This is a genomic window from Citrobacter sp. Cf087, from assembly GCF_030334285.1.
Taxonomy (GTDB): domain Bacteria; phylum Pseudomonadota; class Gammaproteobacteria; order Enterobacterales; family Enterobacteriaceae; genus Citrobacter; species Citrobacter freundii.
On record NZ_JAOWED010000017.1, the window covers coordinates 134,042 to 154,336 of the forward strand.

16 protein-coding genes are annotated in these 20,295 nt (G+C 50.6%); 4 read left to right on the forward strand and 12 right to left on the reverse strand.

Annotated features, from left to right (window positions below):
• The first annotated feature begins 79 nt into the window (after positions 1-79).
• The gene (gene pmrR / locus OGV57_RS00690; protein WP_008321468.1) at positions 80-169 is read left to right on the forward strand and encodes an LpxT activity modulator PmrR; all 90 of its coding nucleotides are present in this window, start codon (positions 80-82) and stop codon (positions 167-169) included.
• Here the strand turns inward: pmrR and pmrB are convergent.
• The 7 genes from pmrB to melR form a co-directional block, all read right to left on the reverse strand.
• Positions 163-1,245, reverse strand: coding sequence for a two-component system sensor histidine kinase PmrB (gene pmrB, locus OGV57_RS00695; RefSeq protein ID WP_003844779.1), 1,083 nt, complete (start codon positions 1,243-1,245; stop codon positions 163-165). The genes pmrR and pmrB overlap by 7 nt on opposite strands.
• Positions 1,246-1,914 (reverse strand): two-component system response regulator PmrA, encoded by a 669-nt coding sequence (gene pmrA, locus OGV57_RS00700; protein ID WP_003031849.1) that lies wholly within the window; start codon positions 1,912-1,914, stop codon positions 1,246-1,248.
• Between the two features lie 4 nt (positions 1,915-1,918).
• Positions 1,919-3,556: a phosphoethanolamine transferase EptA gene (gene eptA / locus OGV57_RS00705; protein ID WP_054527976.1), complete on the reverse strand. Its 1,638-nt coding sequence runs from the start codon at positions 3,554-3,556 to the stop codon at positions 1,919-1,921.
• Between the two features lie 146 nt (positions 3,557-3,702).
• On the reverse strand, positions 3,703-5,040 hold the full coding sequence (gene adiC / locus OGV57_RS00710) for an arginine/agmatine antiporter (RefSeq protein WP_003031853.1): 1,338 nt from the start codon (positions 5,038-5,040) through the stop codon (positions 3,703-3,705).
• A 127-nt stretch (positions 5,041-5,167) separates the two neighbouring features.
• Entirely contained in the window at positions 5,168-5,929 is a 762-nt protein-coding gene (locus tag OGV57_RS00715) for an AraC family transcriptional regulator (RefSeq protein WP_044702149.1), read from the reverse strand.
• Between the two features lie 311 nt (positions 5,930-6,240).
• Positions 6,241-8,508, reverse strand: coding sequence for an arginine decarboxylase (gene adiA, locus OGV57_RS00720; protein WP_008321469.1), 2,268 nt, complete (start codon positions 8,506-8,508; stop codon positions 6,241-6,243).
• Positions 8,509-8,745: 237 nt separating this feature from the next.
• Positions 8,746-9,678, reverse strand: coding sequence for a transcriptional regulator MelR (melR, locus tag OGV57_RS00725; protein WP_003841146.1), 933 nt, complete (start codon positions 9,676-9,678; stop codon positions 8,746-8,748).
• Between the two features lie 269 nt (positions 9,679-9,947).
• Here melR and melA point away from each other — a divergent pair, with 269 nt between their 5' ends.
• From melA to OGV57_RS00740, 3 genes are all read left to right on the forward strand, one after another.
• Positions 9,948-11,303, forward strand: coding sequence for an alpha-galactosidase (gene melA, locus OGV57_RS00730; RefSeq protein ID WP_003031864.1), 1,356 nt, complete (start codon positions 9,948-9,950; stop codon positions 11,301-11,303).
• 92 nt (positions 11,304-11,395) lie between these two features.
• Positions 11,396-12,826, forward strand: coding sequence for a melibiose:sodium transporter MelB (gene melB / locus OGV57_RS00735; protein WP_032948355.1), 1,431 nt, complete (start codon positions 11,396-11,398; stop codon positions 12,824-12,826).
• A 2-nt stretch (positions 12,827-12,828) separates the two neighbouring features.
• Positions 12,829-13,083 (forward strand): SemiSWEET transporter, encoded by a 255-nt coding sequence (locus OGV57_RS00740; RefSeq protein WP_003031867.1) that lies wholly within the window; start codon positions 12,829-12,831, stop codon positions 13,081-13,083.
• 20 nt (positions 13,084-13,103) lie between these two features.
• Here OGV57_RS00740 and OGV57_RS00745 read toward each other — a convergent pair whose 3' ends face one another.
• The 5 genes from OGV57_RS00745 to OGV57_RS00765 form a co-directional block, all read right to left on the reverse strand.
• On the reverse strand, positions 13,104-13,727 hold the full coding sequence (locus OGV57_RS00745; RefSeq protein WP_003031870.1) for a DUF2238 domain-containing protein: 624 nt from the start codon (positions 13,725-13,727) through the stop codon (positions 13,104-13,106).
• Positions 13,728-13,874: 147 nt separating this feature from the next.
• A complete protein-coding gene (gene fumA / locus OGV57_RS00750; RefSeq protein ID WP_003031871.1) occupies positions 13,875-15,521 on the reverse strand; it encodes a class I fumarate hydratase FumA in 1,647 nt (548 codons plus the stop codon).
• 96 nt (positions 15,522-15,617) lie between these two features.
• Positions 15,618-16,958 (reverse strand): anaerobic C4-dicarboxylate transporter DcuB, encoded by a 1,341-nt coding sequence (dcuB, locus tag OGV57_RS00755; RefSeq protein ID WP_003031873.1) that lies wholly within the window; start codon positions 16,956-16,958, stop codon positions 15,618-15,620.
• A gap of 715 nt (positions 16,959-17,673) precedes the next feature.
• A complete protein-coding gene (gene dcuR, locus OGV57_RS00760) occupies positions 17,674-18,393 on the reverse strand; it encodes a two-component system response regulator DcuR (RefSeq protein ID WP_003031875.1) in 720 nt (239 codons plus the stop codon).
• Complete coding sequence (locus tag OGV57_RS00765) at positions 18,390-20,021, reverse strand: sensor histidine kinase (RefSeq protein WP_286530646.1); 1,632 nt, start codon at positions 20,019-20,021, stop codon at positions 18,390-18,392. Before OGV57_RS00765 ends, dcuR begins: the two co-directional genes overlap by 4 nt.
• Between the last annotated feature and the right edge of the window lie 274 nt (positions 20,022-20,295).

The window sequence follows — 20,295 nt, forward strand, 5'->3', positions numbered from 1 at the left end:
CGCCATCCGGCGCGTGGCCTTAAGGTTGGCTTAATATCCTTCAGGCAAACTCTCCTCCATAGTTTCGGAGGAGAGTGTCATGAAAACCCGTATTTATGAAAGTTTGACCACCGTGTGCAGTTTGCTGATCGTCAGCAGCTTTTTGTATGTATGGGTGAGCTCTTACTGAATTTTCGCCAATTCCACCCATGCGCGAGTGCCGTTGGCTCCCTGGCGATTTTGCAAATAGAAATGCCCTTGATGTAACTGGGTGATGCGACTGACAATGCTCAGCCCCAGTCCAATTCCGCCAAAGCGGCTGTCCATACGCACAAACGCTTTACTCAACTCCCCGCATTTACTTTCATCAATGCCCGGCCCTTCATCTTCAACGGCAAGGACGGCATCCTGCTCTGTGTTCAGGCTAATCGTAATATGGGTGCCTTCCGGGCTGTAACGATGCGCGTTTTCCACCAGATTTCGTAGTAGCATCCGCAACAGCGTAACATCACCAGGCACGACAACGTCCGCCGCGCTTTGTGGCAGGAGCAGCGTCTGTTTACGTTGGTCCAGCATGGTGCTGAGTTCATCGTAGGAGGGCAGAATAACATCCTCCAGCAGCTTGACATGCTGGTAGCTCCCGGCCGAAAACGACTGTCCGACGCGGGCGAGTTGCAGCAGTTGCGATACGCTGTCCATCATTTGATCTAGCCGGGCAATTAGCGGCGAAACGTCGACCTTATGGGTTTTGGATAATAATTCCAGATGCAGGCGCACGCCTGACAGCGGTGTGCGCAGTTCGTGAGCGACATCGGCGGTAAATAAGCGTTCGTTTTCAATCGTGCTGGTTAGCCGCGTTACCAGGTCGTTGAGCGCGGAGACAACCGCCTGGATCTCAATGGTTGAGCTGTGAATTTCAATCGGGGTCAGGTTATCGGCTGCCCGCGCCTCCAGCTCTTTTTGCAGATCTGCCAGCGGACGAGTAATACGTCGCACTGCCTGGTAGCAAATCAGCAGCGCCAGGCTGACCATAAAGATGCCGGGGACGATCAGACTGGCGATGGCCTCGCGGATCTCATGCATGATGTGGCGATCGTTGTTGCGATTTTCGCGCAATGCCTGTTCGAATAACTGTATTTGCTCGGTACTTTCATGCCACAACCAGAAAGTGCTAATCAGCTGAAAGACCAGCAGAATAAGACCAATCGTCAGCATCAGGCGATGACGAAGCGGGAGCGGTTGTTTTAGATATTGCAGCAGCTTCACTTAGCTTTCCTCAGTGGCAACCAGCATATAGCCAAATCCCCTGACCGTGCGGATGCGAGATTTTCCGACTTTGTCGCGCAGATTGTGAATGTGCACTTCCAGCGTATTGGTCGACGGTTCGTTATCCCAGCTGTAGATGTCGTTATACAAAATTTCCCGGTGTACTGGGCTGCCCGCTTTGAGCATCAGGCGCGACAGGAGTGCGTATTCTTTTGGCGTTAAGATAACCTCTTGCCCGTCCATCCACACCTGGCGCCGACCGATATTCAGCGTCAGGTTGCTGACAATGAGTTCACTTTCACCCTGATTGTTATGCCGACGCAGCAGCGCCCGGATGCGGGCGTGCAGTTCTTCCAGTGCGAACGGTTTGACCAGATAGTCATCAGCACCCACGTCCAGTCCGCTGACACGGTCTTTCACCGTGTCGCGGGCGGTGAGGATAAGTACCGGCACGGTGTATTTTTTCTGTCTGATTCTGTTCAGAAAGTGCAGGCCGTCTTCATCCGGTAAGCCCAGGTCGAGGACCACCAGACTGTAATGTCCGCTCTCCAGACACTGCTCCGCTGCGCGGGCCGTGGATACGCCGTCGCAGGCGTAGCCTTCTGTTTGCGCGGCGAGTATCAGTCCCTGTAATAACAACGTATCATCTTCAACAATCAGGATTTTCATTCGTTTAGCCTCCCCGGCAGGGCTGCAGAATATCATCCGCCGCCTGATATTTCTGTGTTTGTACGCCCGTTAATCCCAGCAGGGTTGAGAAGAGATTATCCTGTGAGAAATCTTCTGAGCTTGCCCGTTTTTGCAAACATGTCTGAGAGACCTGATAGCGTTGCTGATAATCCTCGGAGAGCCACAGCAGCATCGGCACATGTTTTTGCGTATCAGGTGCAATCGAATACGGCAGGCCGTGCAAATAGACGCCATTTTCTCCTAAGGATTCGCCGTGATCGGAAAGATAGACCAGGCTGGTGGTAAAATTATCCTGGTGCTCTTTCAGTATATTGATTGCTTTATCAACAATATAGTCAACGTAAAGAATAGTGTTGTCGTAAGTATTGACCAACTGTTGCTGTGAACAGGTCTGGATTTCATTGGTATCGCAGGTTGGCGTAAATTTCTTAAACTGCGCAGGATAGCGGTTGTAATAGGTCGGACCGTGGCTGCCGATGGTATGCAACACAATCACGCCGTCGCCTTTCAGGTTATTAATGTACTCTTCCAGCCCGTGGAACAGGACTTCATCGTAGCATTCACCGTCAATACACTGCCCCGGCAGGTTCAGCATAGTCATATTCTGGTGTGGAACCCGGTCGCAAGCCCCTTTGCAGCCGCCGTCGTTATCGTTCCACAGAACGTTAATTCCCGCCCGTTGAATAATGTCGAGCACGCCTTCCTGATGCTGCGCCAGTTCTTCGTCGTAGTGCGCACGTGGCATATCCGAGAACATGCAGGGTACTGATACTGCCGTTGCCGTTCCGCAGGACGTTGTGCGGGGGAAATAGACCACATTATCTTTTTCCAGCAGTGGGTTGGTCTGGCGCGAATAGCCTGACAGCGAGAAGTTATCGCCACGTGAAGTCTCGCCGAGAACCACAATCGTCAGGTTCTTACGCTTTTCTTTCACCATCAACGGATTGCGGTGTGCATCTTCGCCAATGCGTACCAGCGGCAGGTGGGCCAGCCTCTGGTGTGAATACCAGGATGACGTCGCCACAATGCTGTTGGATGGACTGAGGGATTTCACCAGTTCTTTGTTGTTGCGAAACAGTGAAGCGTAATCTTTATAGAAGAACGCAGCGACCAGCACGATCAGCAGTGCGGAGATCAGAATGTTCGCGCCACGGAACAGTATGCTGCGCATGACAGACGTGATCGGTTTGATTTTTACCCAGCAGGCAATAAGTGCGGCCAGAATGCCGCTCACTCCGAGCGTGATGAGCAGTTGTGGCGTCAGCAAAGCAAAGGTTTCGGCGGGGGTGGTGTCCATCATATTGGCGATCATTGAGCGGTCGATGATGATGCCGTAGGTCATGATGAAATATTGGGCCGATGCGCCAACCAAAATGAAAATGCACGCCACCAGGCGATTAAGCCACAGGAATGAGGCCAGTGTCAGCACAATGTTCATGACGCTGAACGCGACCACCGGCATTGATAAAAACACCAGCACGTTACGCACAGAGTTCAGAGGCAGGTCTTGCAGCACTTGTTTATAGAACGCAATGTTCAGGAAGGTCGCAAGATAAAATGAGATCAGCAGAAGCCAGCTGATTAGCCCGAGAGTGGGCCTTTTAAACAAGAGCTTTAACATTAAGGGGGTTCCATCGACTATGTGGCGCAAATCCTCTCAAAGTAAAATTAAGCCAACCTTAAGTTCTTAATGTTGATTTTTCGAAGAGCGGTGGGAGAACGTTGGCCCGATGAACTTACGCCATCGGGCCACGACGATTGTTGGTGTTAGTTATTGTTTACCGGGGCATCCAGTGGATACGGGTTTTTATGGATCCGGTTGTAGTTCAGTGCGTACAGCGCGGTGATGATCATCAACGTGACGAACGACCACATCACTTCTTTGGCTCCGGAACCGACAACCGCCCAGATGCAGTAGACAAAGGCGATAAAGGTCACCAGTAAGTACATCGGGCGTGCTTTACCAAAGTGACCATGGCCGAGCAGCAGCAGCGCGGCGCAGGTGTACAGATACGGCACCAGGGTGAAGATAACGGAGACCGAAGAGACCAGACCAAACTCTTTCGCTGCGTTCGGCGACATGCTGCTGAACTGGAAGATGGTCATCAGAATGCCGACGATAATTAACCCGGCCACTGGTGTACCGGCTTTGTTCACGCGGGCAAAAATCGGTGGGAACAGGCCGTCATCGGCTGCGGCTTTGGCGGTTTGCCCGGCAAGCAGCGTCCAGCCGCCCAGAGAACCAAGACACCCGGCCGCAGCACAGAAGGAGACAATTGCCCCTGCGGTGTCACCCAGCGCCATGCGTGCGGCATCACCGAACGGAGAGGCTGAAACACGTAGCGCCGCGTTAGGGATCATACCCATGATCGCGGTGGTGGAGAGCACGTAGCAAACAGCGGCAATCAGCACGCCGCCCATGGTGGCGATAGGTACGTTACGTTTGGGGTTTTTAACCACGCCAGCCGCGACGGAGGCGCTTTCTACCCCGATAAATGACCATAAGGTAACATTCAGAGTGCTTTGAATCGCGCCGAAGGTGTTCATGCCGCTGACGTTCCAGGCCGCCATATAGGTTTCACCGCGGAACCAGAACCAGCCGAAGACGGCAATCCCGACAATTGGTACCAGCGCCAGTACCGTTGCGACGGCCTGCACGCGGGTGATCATTTTCGGTCCGACAATGTTCAGTAATACGAAGATCCACAGCACTACGACACAGGTCAGCGTCAGGACCAGCGGATCTTTTAAGATGGGGAAGAAGTAGCTCAGGTAACCGACGCCAATGACCACCATGGCGATGTTACCAATCCAGCAGGCCAGCCAGTACAGCACGTTGGTCTGGTAGCCCAAAAAAGGACCGAAGCAGCGGCGGGCGTAAGCATAAGAACCACCGGGACTGGAGTCTAAGGACGACATTTTGGCGTACACCATCGACAGTGCCAGAGCACCGATAATCGTGACCAACCATCCGTAGATTGCAATCCCGCCAGTTGACGCAAGGTTTGCGGGTAGCAGGAATACACCGGAACCCATAATATTCCCCGACACCATAAGGGTGACGGGGATTAAGCCCACTTTGTGAGCATCAGCATCCGTCGACATATTTTCTAACTCCTGATAAGGATAAATGACGCCTTATCATACCTCGTCAAAAGTCTGTTTAATGATGGCGGAGCTGGGGTATCGCTAATGCTGATATTATTATGGCTTATCGCTAACTGATTAAAAATCAGGCGGCGGATGGCTCCCTATGTTGACTAACATAATGCAGAGGCGTCATCCCATAGAACTCTTTGAATACGGAGATAAAGTATGAGGTACTGTTATATCCACATAGTTGAGAGACCTGGGAAATGTTTTTGCCGTCCATCAGTAATTGATTGACGGCATATCGCATGCGACAGGTGGTAATTATTTGGCTGTAACTTGTATTTTCACTTTTGAGCTTTTTCTTTAACAAACTGGGACTCAGGCATAAGCAACTGGCAACCATGCTTAAATTCCAGTCTTTATGTATATCGCTCTCAATAATGTGATAAACGCTGTCGCTGATACAGTTGCGCAGCATATACATGAGCAAAGAGATAAACTTTTTGCTGTCGAGAAAGCGTGATAACACCGTGAACAGTAGCGAGCGCGTACGCTCTCTTTCAGCTTCGTTCACTGTGTCCATTACGCTATGTTGGGCAGCCACCCTGAAGACATCCGGCGTCAGACACGCTGAGGTCATCACTGGGCTGGCACTGCGTTGCCAGAGTGGGATCTGTGAAAGGTCTTTATTTAAAAAGCGCAGATAGTCTTTAATGATATCGCGGCTAATATGTACAACCAATGCGTTATTAAGTGATGAAAAATCGATAATATTATTATCGCATGCCACCAGTGCCATATGATTAGCTTTTAAACTGATGGCGTCTTTACCGTTAATCCTTAACCAAACATCCTTCTCCGTTAATACAACAACACAAGCTTCTTTGCTGCAAAGCTTCATACCCAACTCCAGGAATATGAAAAAACACCGTAGCTCAACATCAGATGAGCCAAATCGGCTAAATTGAAATTGTATGATGAAACCAGGACCGCAATAAAATAACGTGTCTGAAATTAATTACAATGTTTGGTGGGATTTTTCTTATGTACACATTTTTTTACGCAAGTGGAAAGATGCTATTTGCGTATAAAAAAAGCGCGGGGTGGTCCCGCGCAAAAAGGTATGACAGTGTTATTGTTTTGCAGCAATACTCAGGAATTACTCAAGAATGACATGTCTACCTTAAATATCGGACTATCTAAAAAGAGACCTTATGCTTTCACGCACATAACGTGATAAACACCGTCAATAATTTCCGTTCCTTCGGTTTCATGTTCAAATCCAGGGAAGTGGTGGTCCCAGGACTGCAACGAACGCAGGTACCCAATTTGCGGGCTGTTGGCATCGCCAAAGTTTTCACCGGACAGCAGCATCGGAATTCCCGGTGGGTAAGGGATCACGGAGTTTGCCGCAATACGTCCCGCCAGATTTTCAATCGCCACCATCTCAACGTTGTCACTGACTATCGCGTTGTAAGCGTCACGCGGAGTAATATCCGCATCCGGCAGACCGGAGTAGGCTGCATTGAGACGGCTGCCTGGGTTGTTCTCTTTCAGCCAGGCGAACATGGTGTCGCCCAGATCGTGAATACCCATGTTGGCATAAGTGTCAGGATGTTCCTCAACCAGTTCTGGCATCACCTGTGCCAGCGGGGTATTGGCATCGTAATGGTGTTTGAAAGAGCACAGCGTGTTGATCAGTGTGCCCCATTTCCCGCGGGTAATCCCCATTGAGAACAGGAACATAATCTGGAAATCGGTGGTTCGGGTCGGCACGATGCCGTGGCGGCCAAGCCAGGCGGTAACCAGTGCAGCCGGTACGCCGTTCTCTTCCAGTTCGCCATCGTCGCCCATCCCCGGTGCCAGAATGCTGACTTTGATCGGGTCCAGCATGCTCCAGTTATCCGGCAGGTCTTTAAAGCCGTGCCAGGATTCACCCGGACGCATCACCCAGCAGTTCTGATCGGTAGCCAGCAATGTGGCTGGCGCGTCGGCAAAGTCATAGGTTTTACCGGTCTGCGGATCGGTTACCACTTCTTTGTTCCACGGTTTGAAGAACCAGTCGCCTTCGGCGGTGAACTCTTTGTACAACCGTGCCATGGCCTGACGGAAATCGACTGCTTCGTCGATCACTTCCTGAGTGAGCGACAGGCCGCTGTTACCGTCCATCATGGAGACCGCCACGTCGTTTGAGGCGCAGATAGCATACAGCGGAGAGGTGGTGGCGTGCATCATGTACGCCTGGTTAAAGCGGGAGAAGTTCACGGCCCCACGACCTTCACGAACGTGAATGTAAGATGCCTGAGAGAGCGCATTCAGCAGTTTGTGGGTCGAGTGGGTGGCAAAAACGGTAGGACCGTTATGATCGCCCGGCGCGCCACGCATGGCGTAGTGATCGGCATAAATTGGGTTGAAGCGAGCATAGCCGTACCAGGCTTCATCGAAGTGGATGCGATCGCTGGTTTGTGCGAGCAGATCCTGCGCCTCTTTGGCGTTGTAGCAAACACCGTCGTAGGTACAGTTGGTCACAACGCTGTAAGACGGTTTTTGCCCAGCTTTGCCTTTGGTCAGCGGGCTTTCGCTGATTTTTTTCTGTAAAGTTTCAGGCTGCATTTCTTGCGGGTAGATAGGCCCGATAATGCCGTACCGGTTGCGGCTTGGCACCATGTACACCGGTTTTGCCCCGGTGAGGATCAGCCCCTGTTCGATGGATTTATGGCAGTTACGATCCAGCACCACGACGTCGTTGTCGGTCATACAGGCCTGCATGATGGTGCGGTTAGAGCCGGAAGTCCCGACCACTACGGACCAGGAACGGTCGGCACCGAACACGCGGGCAGCATTTTTTTCACTTTCCCCAAATGCGCCTGTATGGTCGAGTAAAGAACCGAGATTGGTACGTTCAATCCCCATGTCGGTACGGAAGAGATTCTCACCGTAGTAGTCATGGTACAGTCGACCGGCAGGTGTTTTGGTGAAACCGACACCGCCCTGGTGACCCGGTGCAGCCCAGGAATACTCATGGACATTGCTGTATTTCATCAGGGCGTTGAACAGCGGTGGTAACAACTGCTGACGATAGCGAGTCATCGCTGCGATGGCACGGCCAGCGATAAAGTCAGCGCTGTCCTCCAGAATCCAGGCGAATTCATCGACAAGCTCCAGCAGGTCGCGATCCAGCGATGCGGTGGCTTTTTCGCGATCGCCCAGCAGGAATACGGGAACGTTTTGCTGGCGCTCGTGGAGCTTGCCGATCAATTGCCTGACGTTCAGGTGTTCGTCTTGTTGTTCCATTTGATAGCTGAACATCAGGCAATCAATGGCTTCATTGGCGGCGAGGATTGCGTAGCCATCGTCGAATGAGGTGGACTTAATGACGGTAACATTTTGGCGGCTTAATGCGTCAGCCAGACGTTCGACAGCGCTACCGACCCAGGTGTCCTGATGCAGAAACTCACTTTCAACAATTAATACTTTCATCATCTTTTACCCGGTTGTGGAAAGGTTGCAATCTATGAATTGCAGACACACCGTATGAATGTGACGCAGGCAAGTATTATCCTGTCAAAACGGGCTGTAAAGCGGGTGAAAAATAGTCTGATTTATGTTTAATTTGTTTTTAAACATATGGTTACGTTTGCTTGTTGGCGGTTTTTCACCACCGTTTATCGACAGGGGGAATATTTTTTTGGCTGATACTGATATGGCCGAATGATATCAACCAGCCATTGTTTGCCGATGCTGCTGGCTTAGTTTGCGGTACTGCTGCGGCGACATGCCGACAAACTTGCTGAAGGTGTCATAAAAACGGCTGCTGGAACGGAATCCGGCGGTCAACGCAACGTCGAGAATGGTTTTATCGGTATCGCTAAGCAATGCGCGGACGTGATTGATCCGCATTGCCGTGATGTACTGCTTCAGGGTGAGTTGCATCACGCGTTGGAAAATCCCCATCGCGTAGTTGGCGTTGAGCTTCACGTGTTCCGCGACGTCGTTGATGGTGAGCGCCTGATCGTAGTTATCGGCAATAAAGCTCAGCATTTGGCTGACGTAAAACTGGGCGTGCCGAGACACGCTGTTTTTGTGGGTCCGCGAGGTTTTATTGACGAGTATAGGCTGCCAGCCGGAAAGGCTAAACCGCTTGAGCATCAGACCAATTTCATCAATGGCGAGCTGGCGAATTTGTTCGTTCGGGTTGTTCAGTTCCTGTTGCCAGCGCTGAACTTCAAAGGTGCTCAACTGCTGCGACGCCAGCGATTTGATGACCATTCCATGGGTAACATGGTTGATCAACTCGCGATCCAGCGGCCAGGAGAGGAAAAGGTGCATCGGTAAATTGAAGATAGCCATACTTTGGCAACTGCCCGGACGCGTGAGTTGATGCGGTGTGCAGGCCCAGAATAGCGTGATGTGTCCCTGTTTTATCTGTACGACTTCGTTGTTGATCAGATACTCGACGTCACCATCAAACGGCACATTGATCTCCACCTGCCCATGCCAATGGCTGGCTGGCATAGCATGCGGTGAGCGCAACTCGATATCCATCCGTTGATATTCTGAGTACAGCGATAGCGGGCTGCGGGTTTGTTCTTCATCGCTACTGCACATGTGCGGATCGGGAGGAAGAGGCGATGTCGGTAATGTACTCATGGTTGCTCCATTTCCTGAATTATCAGAATCATGTCATTTAACACGTATTAAGGCTGAGAATCAGGACACAAATTGGACCGTTACCATTGAGCATAGCGACATTTTGCGGCCACATACTCTGCTTTTTGGGTAATTTTGTCCCATAAACTCAGATCCAATAGGGTGCAGAGTGATGATCTGAGTTTATGGGAATGCTCAGCAGAGAAGTCGGAAGTTTTCAGCTATACGCTGTGCCACCATGACTGTGTTTACTAATGTTCTGGAGAGTCATGATGTCTGCACCCAAAATTACCTTTATCGGCGCCGGTTCCACGATTTTCGTCAAAAATATTCTTGGGGACGTCTTTCACCGCGATGCGCTTAAATCTGCGCATATCGCCTTGATGGATCTCGATCCTACGCGTCTGGAAGAGTCACACGTTGTTGTGCGCAAGTTGATGGATTCTGCGGGCGCGTCTGGACGAATCACCTGCTATACCGATCAAAAAGCAGCATTACAGGATGCTGATTTTGTGGTGGTCGCTTTCCAGATCGGCGGCTATGAACCCTGTACCGTCACCGATTTTACGGTGTGTAAACGCCATGGTCTGGAGCAGACGATTGCCGACACGCTGGGGCCGGGCGGCATTATGCGCGCGCTGCGCACCATTCCGCATTTATGGCAGATTTGTGAGGATATGACCGAAGTCTGTCCGCAGGCCACAATGCTTAACTACGTTAACCCGATGGCGATGAACACCTGGGCAATGTATGCGCGCTATCCGCATATTAAGCAGGTTGGGCTGTGTCATTCGGTGCAGGGGACGGCGGAGGAGTTGGCCCGCGATCTGAACATTGACCCTGCCTCTTTGCGCTATCGCAGTGCCGGGATCAACCATATGGCATTTTATCTGGAGCTGGAGCGCAAAACGGCGGACGGCGCCTATGTGAATCTCTACCCGGAGCTGCTGGCGGCCTATGAATCCGGTCAGGCGCCGAAACCGAATATTCACGGAAATACCCGTTGCCAGAACATTGTGCGCTATGAAATGTTCAAAAAACTGGGGTATTTCGTCACCGAATCGTCGGAACACTTCGCCGAATATACGCCGTGGTTTATCAAACCGGGGCGTGAAGATCTGATTGAGCGCTATAAGGTGCCATTGGATGAATATCCGAAACGTTGTGTGGAACAGTTGGCGAACTGGAAAAAAGAGCTGGAAGAGTACAAAACGGCTGAGCGGATCGACATTAAACCGTCGCGCGAATATGCCAGCACTATCATGAACGCTATCTGGACCGGTGAACCGAGCGTCGTGTATGGCAACGTTCGCAATGACAATCTGATCGATAACCTGCCGCAAGGTTGCTGTGTTGAAGTCGCTTGTCTGGTTGATGCGAATGGTATTCAGCCAACGAAAGTCGGTGCTCTCCCGTCACATTTGGCGGCTATGATGCAAACCAATATCAATGTTCAGACTCTGCTAACGGAAGCCATCCTGACGGAGAACCGCGATCGTGTTTATCACGCGGCGATGATGGATCCGCATACCGCCGCGGTACTGGGGATTGAAGAGATTTATGCGCTGGTGGACGACCTGATCGCGTCTCACGGCGACTGGCTGCCGGCCTGGCTGCACCGTTAATACTCAATCACGCCGGGCAGAGCATCCGGCGTTTAACCTCTGACGTTTCCTCTTACAGAAGGCGGGCGCTGGTAACAGCGACCCGATACCCTATGAGCATCTCTCTGACAACAAAACTCAGTTACGGATTTGGAGCGTTCGGTAAGGATTTCGCTATCGGTATTGTGTACATGTACCTGATGTATTACTACACCGACGTGGTGGGATTATCGGTGGGCGTCGTTGGAACCTTGTTCCTGGTGGCAAAAATATGGAACGCGTTTAACGATCCGGTGATGGGGTGGATAGTGAATGCCACCCGGTCGCGTTGGGGTAAATTTAAACCCTGGATCTTACTCGGTACGCTGGCGAACTCGTTGGTGCTGTTTTTGCTCTTTAGCGCACATCTGTTTGAGGGTACTGCGCAGGTCGTATTTGTTTGCGTGACGTACATATTGTGGGGGATGACCTACACCATTATGGATATTCCATTCTGGTCGCTGGTCCCCACGATTACGCTGGATAAACGCGAACGTGAACAACTGGTGCCGTTCCCTCGTTTTTTCGCCAGCCTTGCAGGGTTTGTCACCGCGGGCGTGACGCTACCCTTTGTAAACTATGTTGGCGGCGCGGATCGCGGGTTCGGTTTTCAGATGTTTACGCTGGTGCTGATCGCATTTTTTATTGTTTCTACCCTCGTAACCTTGCGCAATGTGCATGAAGTGTATTCCTCTGACAGCGAAGCTACCGCAGACAGCACCCGGCTGACGCTGAAATCAATCCTTGCGCTTATCTACAAAAACGATCAGCTTTCCTGCCTGCTGGGGATGGCGCTGGCTTACAACGTGGCGTCCAATATCATTACAGGTTTTGCGATTTACTACTTCACCTACGTGGTGGGTGATGCTGACCTTTTCCCATACTACCTCTCCTATGCCGGAGCAGCTAACTTGCTGACATTGATTCTCTTTCCCCGTCTGTCAAAGGCGCTTTCTCGCCGGGTACTGTGGGCTGGCGCTTCGGTTATGCCAGTTCTCAGCGCAGGCGTATTGCTGATTATGGCTCTGGGGGCATTCCACAATACTTTCCTGATTGTTACCGCAGGGATCCTTCTGAACATTGGTACGGCGCTGTTCTGGGTACTGCAGGTGATTATGGTGGCGGACACCGTAGATTACGGTGAATACAAGTTTAACGTCCGCTGCGAGAGTATTGCCTATGCCGTGCAGACAATGGTGGTCAAAGGTGGCTCGGCGTTTTCCGCTTTCTTTATTGCGGTGGTGCTGGGATTGATTGGTTATGTTCCGAATGCGACGCAATCTGCTGAGACCATCCTCGGCATGCAGTTCATCATGATCGCGCTGCCCACGCTTTTTTTCGTTGTGACACTGGTGCTCTATTTCCGTTACTACCGGTTGAATGGCGATATGCTGCGTAAGATTCAGATCCACCTGCTGGATAAGTACCGAAAAGTGCCGTCGCCCGTCAAACAGTCGAATACTCCGGAGATTCCGGTGGTAGTGGCCAGCGATGTGAAGGCCTAGCTATGGAGTGGCATTCCTGGATTGGCTATCTGGCGGCAACGCTGACGACGCTCTCTTTTTTGCCGCAGGCGATTAAGGTTATTACCACCCGCAACACCCAGGGTATCTCCGGTTTAATGTATGTGATGTTTGTGTGCGGGCTGGTGTTGTGGCTGGCTTATGGGTTATTGATTGAAGATACCGCTGTCAGCATGGCGAACTTTCTGACACTGTTGTTCGCCTTGCCGATTCTGGTTATCAAGTATCGCAGTAGGTAGCGCAGATTGCCGGAGAAGCGTTAGCGCTCTCCGGCCGTTTTCAACTGCCGATTGTGCCAGCCTGCCAACGCGAGGATCGTTGTTAACGCGCCGAGCAGGGCGCAGAACATGTCCGACTGGGTATCCCACGGGTCACCCTGCGTGCCAAGGAAGTCTTCCGCACCTTGTCCCATTGCCAGCGCTGCCCACCACTCGATCAGTTCATACATTGCGCTAATCGCCAGTGCTACGCAGCAGACTAAAAATGCCAGCATCTTACGACCACGGACAATATTGCCGCGCACTAAAATCTCTCTTGCCGTCAGGGCTGGTACCAGCCCCTGGAAGAAGTGACCCAACTTGTCATAGGGGTTACGACTGAGATCCAGCCATTCCTGAACCTGAAAACCGACGGGAACTTTGGCGTAGGTATACATCCCGCCTACCATCAGAATGATGGCGTGCAAGAAAATCAACGTATAAAGCAGCGGCGTCAATGGGTACTGCTTCATGGTAGCCAGCAACAGCGGGACGACAATAATGACCGGCGTGACTTCCATCAGCCAGGTGATTTTCTCCGAGGCAGAGATACCGGTGTAGATAAGGATCAGCGCCAGGAATACTGCGCCAGTGTGCAAGATTGTGGGGTTCAGAGTGCGGAGCATTGCGAATTCACACGTAATGGAAAAGGTCACTATTCCCTGTGAACGGCAAAAATTCAATACCAGTAAATGGGGGGATAAAGTTGGCCCGGGGGGATCGCTGGACTGACGCCAAAAATTTAGTGCCAGTCCAGTGCCGGGCCGAATGGGTTACTTCGCGCAGTTAGCGCATTGTTTGCTGACGATTTGCTGGAAGAAATCGTTGCCTTTGTCATCGACCAGGATGAAAGCAGGGAAATCTTCTACTTCGATTTTCCAGATAGCTTCCATTCCCAGCTCCGGGTATTCCACGCATTCCAGATGCTTAATACTCTGCTGCGCCAGTACCGCTGCCGGACCACCGATGCTGCCTAAGTAGAAGCCGCCGTGTTTGTGGCAGGCGTCAGTCACCTGCTGGCTACGGTTACCTTTCGCCAACATGATCATGCTGCCGCCGTGAGACTGCAACAGGTCAACGTAGGAGTCCATACGACCCGCGGTGGTTGGGCCTAAAGAACCGGACGGATAGCCTGCAGGCGTTTTGGCCGGACCCGCGTAGTAGATCGGATGATCTTTCACGTACTGCGGTAAACCTTCGCCGGACTCAATACGTTCTTTTAACTTCGCGTGGGCAATGTCACGACCGACAATGATAGTACCGCTCAGTGACAGACGAGTAGAAACCGGGTACTGAGAGAGCTGGGCGAGGATCTCTTTCATCGGGCGGTTAAGGTCAACTTTAACCACTTCACCTTCACCCGCCTGGCGCAGAGATTCCGGAATGTACTGACCTGGGTTATGTTCCAGTTTTTCAATCCAGATCCCTTCGCGGTTAATCTTGGCTTTAATATTACGGTCTGCGGAGCAAGAAACGCCCATACCAACCGGGCAGGATGCGCCGTGGCGAGGCAGGCGGATCACGCGGATATCATGTGCGAAGTATTTCCCGCCAAATTGAGCGCCAAGGCCGAGTTTCTGTGCCTCGATCAGCAGTTCCTGTTCTAGTTGCAGATCGCGGAACGCCTGGCCGTGAGCATTACCTTCAGTCGGCAGCGCGTCATAGTAGTGTGTGCTGGCCAGTTTCACCGTTTTAAGGGTACTTTCCGCTGACGTCCCGCCAATGACGAATGCGATGTGATACGGCGGGCAAGCTGCAGTACCCAGCGTGCGCATTTTCTCAACCAGGAAGTTTTTCAGTTTGCCGGGAGTCAGCAGCGCTTTGGTTTCCTGATACAGATAGGTTTTGTTGGCTGAGCCGCCGCCTTTGGCCACGCACAGGAATTTGTATTCGTCACCGTCCACGCTGTACAGATCGATTTGTGCGGGCAGGTTGGTGCCGGTATTCACTTCTTTGTACATATCCAGCGCCGCGTTTTGCGAGTAGCGCAGGTTATCTTCAATATAGGTATTAAATACGCCTTTGGAGAGGGCCGCTTCATCGCCGCCGCCGGTCCAAACGCGCTGACCTTTTTTACCCATGATAATTGCCGTACCGGTGTCCTGGCAGGTTGGCAACACGCCTTTGGCGGCGATTTCGGAGTTTCTCAGGAACTGCAGCGCTACGTACTTATCGTTTTCGCTGGCTTCGGGATCATGGAGAATTGAGGCTACTTGCTGTTGGTGTTCTGGGCGGAGCATGAAGGAGGCATCGTGGAAGGCTTGTTGGGCCAGTAGCGTAAGTGCTTCAGGAGCTACTTTCAGGATTGTTTCGCCTTCAAACTCGCCGACACTGACGTGATCGGATGTCAGCAGGTAGTACTCAGTTTTGTCTTCCCCCAGTGGGAAAGCCGCCTGGTAAGTGAATTCAACTTTTGACATTTGCTTCCAGCCTTTTCATTTTTCTCAGGAATTTTAAAATTCTCTGTGTCTTAATGGTGGCGTGCCGTACCAACGCGGACGGCACGCGAACTGTGATTACAGGAAACCGTACATTGCGGCGAAGATCCAACCAAAGACACAGGATACGCTTACGCCGATCAAACCAGGCAGAATGAAGCTGTGGTTGATAACGAAGCGGCCGATGTGGGTGGTGCCAGAGCGGTCAAACTGAATAGCCGCCAGGTCGCTCGGGTAGGTCGGCAGAATGTAGTAACCGTAACATGCCGGAGCGGAAGCCACGATGTACGCTGGATCAACCCCGATTGCCAGTGCGACCGGAACAATCGCTGCCAGCGCTGCTGCCTGGGAGTTTACAAATTTGGATACCAGCAGCAGAACAATTGCATAGGCCCACGGATACTCTTTCACCATATTGCCCAGCACACCTTCGATTTCTGTCATGTGCGCGCCGAACATTGTTTCGGCCATCCAGGCAATACCGTACACCGCCACAATCGCGATCATACCGGAACGGAAGACTTCGTTTTTAGATATTGAAGCGGGATTGGTCTTCGTCAGGATAATAATCAGCGCACCGGTCAGCAGCATGAACATCTGGATAACCAGCACCATTGACAGTGGTTTGCCGCTAAAGGTAGGGCGCAGCTCAGAGAACGCGCCGAGTACGGCAACAACGGCGATAGCGGCAAGGAAGATCCACATGGCCAGCCAGTTGCTTTTCGGCAGCTTTTTGTCTAACAGCGTGGCGGTATCGCCATACACATAGTTGTGGTTTTCAGGTACAGAAATGAACTTCTGGAACTCTTCATCTTTATCCAGATCTTTACCACGGAACCAACTGAAGATACCGATCGCCAGGATACCCAACAGGGTAGACGGGATGGTGATGCTGAGCAGGTCGAGGAATTCGAGATGCTTGCCTTCAAACGTTACGTTACCCAGCATTGCTACCAGTGACACAACGGCTACAGAAACCGGGCTGGCGATAATCCCCATCTGCGCACCGATAGAACTCGCCGCCATCGGACGTTCCGGGCGAATATTGTTCTTAATGGCAACGTCATAAATGATTGGCAGGATGGTGTATACCACGTGCCCTGTACCGCAGAGAATCGTCAGGGTGCAGGTAACGAAAGGTGCGACGATGGAAACATATTTTGGGTTACGGCGCAGCAGCTTTTCAGCGATTTGCAGCATAACGTCAAGACCGCCGGAGGCTTGTAAGGTTGCCGATGCGGCCACCACGGCAATAATAACCAGCATGACATCTACAGGTGGTTTACCCGGCTGGAGATGGAAAACGAAAACCAGAATGACCAGGCCGATACCGCCTAATAAACCCAGCGCGATACCGCCCTTTCTGGCACCATAAAACAAACATATTAATATTATGAGAAGTTGTATACTAAATAACATTTTATTTACCCTCGCGAAAAACCCAGTCAATTTTTTGAAAAATGGATCTGTGCCACATTCTTTTTTGCCAGAATAAGCATCAAAAAATGGTCAGTATTCGATATGTCCGTATTTGCGATTAATGTTCAAATGTCTTGCTAGAATTTTTTTTAAAGTTATGGCGATATTTGGTTTTTTCTGTGGCTTTGATCAGAGGAGAGAATCCTCAGGCGATGGGAAGCAGAGCTGAACATGGAGAGCCGCGGTTGACGCTGTAATTTATCTATTTTGCGTTTTCCGCTATTACATGAACCACCGACAGAATGAGTGAGTGGGTTATTTATGTGATCACGGTCACGCCATTTCATGATGTGATGAAGTCGGCGTGCGGATACTTTTATTTGCTCACAAAAATGTACGGTGTCCATGGTACGTAGCATGGTCTCCATTGCTACCAGTCTAGATTTTGTATGTCTGGTTAATTTCAGACTAATCCTTTATGGGTAAAAATACACACTCTGCGAGTTAGATAATACTTAATTAACTTTTGTTAGCGATTTTGAAATTAAAAACAGTGTGATGTTTGTCAATATTAAAATAATACATTTAACATGCCGGATACAAATATATTTGATCTAACGCAAATTTATAATTTTGCAGTGTCAGCTGGTGAAATAGGGATTTTTCATTATTTTAATAATTGTTACTTTCAAATAACAAATAATCCCAAGTGTATTTATTGGCAATATTGTTTAAGCAATGAGTAGTGTTCAGCCTGCACGCGATAACGATAAACAGGTCTGCCGGTCACGCCATAATGGATGCTGGTAAATAAGATGTGACAATTGACGAGCCAGATAAGGTATTTACGGCAAGAGACGCGCGAGATATTGACCTCGTTAGCCAGCTCATCCGTGGAGAACTCCTGATCCTGGTGCTCATCAATCCACTGGCACAACGTGCGTAACGTTTGTGGCGTTAATCCTTTGGGTAAGCGCCGCGTTTCTTGTTCATTGGAGGAGCTGCCGTGAATCAACTGGTCAAGCTCAGACTGTTCATAGTACTGATGCTTTTCCATCTCAGTTTTTTTCTGTAGCCAGCCGGTGAGCGCCTCTTCAAACCGGGACGCCTGGAAAGGTTTGATCAAGTAGTCAACGACGCCGTAGTGAAGTGAATCTTTAATGGTGGTGGCATCGGCTGCAGAAGAGATGACGATGACATCGCACTTGCAACCTTCACTGTGCAGAACCGGTAGCAGGTCCAGGCCGTTTTCTTTTTGCATATAAATATCTAGCAAAATCAGATCGATATGATGACCGCTATGAAAGATTATCTCTTTTGCTTTCTCCAGCGTGGAGGCTGTGCCGCAGCAGTGAAAACCGGAGAGTTGCGCGACATAACGACGGTTTAATTCCGCTACCATTGCATCGTCATCGACAATTAAGACATTGATCATCTGCTGGCCCTCTCACCATTCCACGGTAACTGTACAAAAAATTGGGTGAAGATCCCAGGTTCAGACTCGACGGATATATTGCCGCCAACGTTTTCAACCTGTTGTTTAACAAGCGCTAAACCTACGCCCCGTTCGGTTCCTTTTGACGAAACGCCCTTCTCAAAGATGTGCTCAATGTTTTCGGGGGCGATCCCCGGACCATCGTCATTCACTTCGCAATGCAACCAGCCGTGTCGATAATGCAAGGATACGCTGATCTCACCACCAGGTTCTTGACCTAGCGCCTCCAGGGCGTTTTCAATCAGATTCCCCAGAACGGTAATCAGCACCGCCACCTGATCTTCGTTGTTATTCTCCGGTAGCTGGCTTTCATTGCTGATGACCAGGCTATGGCCTAAATCAGATGTGCGATTAATCTTACTGAGTAAAAATCCTGCGATCACCGGAGATTTTATTTTTCCTAACAGTGAGCCAATTTCTTCCTGATAATTGTTCGCGGTCTTTAGGATGTAATTTTCAAGCTGCTTATAACTTTTCAGATGCAATAATCCCAGAATCACGTGCAATTTATTCATGAATTCGTGGGATCGTTCACGAAGTGCATCGGCATAGTTGACCATACCGTCCAGGCGTTGCATTAACTTTCGGACTTCAGTCTTATCTCTGAAGGTTGAAATGGCGCCGATGATTTTACCGTTGCTGAGTACCGGGACCGTGTTAATTAAGAGTAGCCGATCCTTCACCATGATCTCTTCATCGCGGCGCGGCGTTCCGTCATGTAGTACTTGTGAAAAATCGACCACTTGTGACCACGCATGGCTGAGCGTGGAGAGTTGGGCATCATCTTGTGATTTGTGATAATCCAGCAGCTCCTGCGCAGCTTGGTTAATCGGCGTCACTTCACCGCACTCGTCAACGGCAATGACACCTTCCTTTATAGAGTGCAGCATCGCCTGGCGTTGTTCGAACAGATTGGAGATTTCATAAGGTTCCAGACCAAACAGAATGCGCTTGAGGACCTTAACGAATATCCATGTACCGAGCAGCCCAACCAGCACGCCAAATAAGATTGACCAGATGATGCTGCCGCGGCTGTTATTGATCTGTTCAGCAACTCTGCTTAGCTCAAGACCGATCGCCACCACGCCAATTTGCTGGTGATGTTCGTCGTATATAGGGGTGAATACCCGTAGGGCTTTAGCCAGAAATCCGCGATTAATGGCGACATTCTCTTTACCTTGCAGGGCCAGCAAAATGTCATCGCCTTTAAATGGCTGGCCGATTCGCTGTGCTTCGGGATGGGAGTAACGAATGCTTTGCATATCGGTGACGACGATGAACAAAAAATCGTTGCTCTTATTCACCGCCTGGGCAATCGCCTGAATACCGCTTTCCTCGGGCTTTTTCATTAGTCCCTGGCGGATCTCCGGAGAGTTGGCCAACGTTCGCGCGACGGCAAGCGCTTTACTCGCTAACGCATCGCGCGTCATGTTGCTAATTTGCGAGAAATAAATCAGATGAACGACAAGCAGCACGGAGAAGAGAACTGCACTAACCATGAGGATCACGGTGGTGCCAAGCTTCATCGGGCGTTTGCGTATAGCAGTACGTTGCAGTGAGTGTCTCATCACGGTCCTGAAATCACGGTTTGTGCGGGTATTATCGCCTGATGGGGGGCGTAATTCAAAGGTGGTAGGGATTATGGAGCTTAAGTTGTCAGCCCTTCTTCTTTATATAGCGTAGAGTGAATTTCTTTCTATATAGAAGTTTTCATACCGGTTCTCTCCTTTTTCAGGGACGCTGACAGATAATTTGCTTACGATTGTGGATAACTCTGTGCGTAAATGGGTATAAGGCGGGGTTTTGCTGTGGAATGCAGCAGTCAGTCATTTTTCTGCAATT

What these genes read in the sequence shown, in the direction of transcription:
- pmrR (WP_008321468.1), top strand. Translation starts at nt 80, where the DNA reads ATGAAAACCCGTATTTATGAAAGTTTGACCACCGTGTGCAGTTTGCTG.
- OGV57_RS00745 (WP_003031870.1), bottom strand. Translation starts at nt 13,727, where the DNA reads ATGCTCCGCACTCTGAACCCCACAATCTTGCACACTGGCGCAGTATTC.
- adiC (WP_003031853.1), bottom strand. Translation starts at nt 5,040, where the DNA reads ATGTCGACGGATGCTGATGCTCACAAAGTGGGCTTAATCCCCGTCACC.
- OGV57_RS00765 (WP_286530646.1), bottom strand. Translation starts at nt 20,021, where the DNA reads ATGAGACACTCACTGCAACGTACTGCTATACGCAAACGCCCGATGAAG.
- adiA (WP_008321469.1), bottom strand. Translation starts at nt 8,508, where the DNA reads ATGAAAGTATTAATTGTTGAAAGTGAGTTTCTGCATCAGGACACCTGG.
- melA (WP_003031864.1), top strand. Translation starts at nt 9,948, where the DNA reads ATGATGTCTGCACCCAAAATTACCTTTATCGGCGCCGGTTCCACGATT.
- dcuR (WP_003031875.1), bottom strand. Translation starts at nt 18,393, where the DNA reads ATGATCAATGTCTTAATTGTCGATGACGATGCAATGGTAGCGGAATTA.
- fumA (WP_003031871.1), bottom strand. Translation starts at nt 15,521, where the DNA reads ATGTCAAAAGTTGAATTCACTTACCAGGCGGCTTTCCCACTGGGGGAA.
- eptA (WP_054527976.1), bottom strand. Translation starts at nt 3,556, where the DNA reads ATGTTAAAGCTCTTGTTTAAAAGGCCCACTCTCGGGCTAATCAGCTGG.
- melB (WP_032948355.1), top strand. Translation starts at nt 11,396, where the DNA reads ATGAGCATCTCTCTGACAACAAAACTCAGTTACGGATTTGGAGCGTTC.
- pmrA (WP_003031849.1), bottom strand. Translation starts at nt 1,914, where the DNA reads ATGAAAATCCTGATTGTTGAAGATGATACGTTGTTATTACAGGGACTG.
- melR (WP_003841146.1), bottom strand. Translation starts at nt 9,678, where the DNA reads ATGAGTACATTACCGACATCGCCTCTTCCTCCCGATCCGCACATGTGC.
- OGV57_RS00715 (WP_044702149.1), bottom strand. Translation starts at nt 5,929, where the DNA reads ATGAAGCTTTGCAGCAAAGAAGCTTGTGTTGTTGTATTAACGGAGAAG.
- OGV57_RS00740 (WP_003031867.1), top strand. Translation starts at nt 12,829, where the DNA reads ATGGAGTGGCATTCCTGGATTGGCTATCTGGCGGCAACGCTGACGACG.
- dcuB (WP_003031873.1), bottom strand. Translation starts at nt 16,958, where the DNA reads ATGTTATTTAGTATACAACTTCTCATAATATTAATATGTTTGTTTTAT.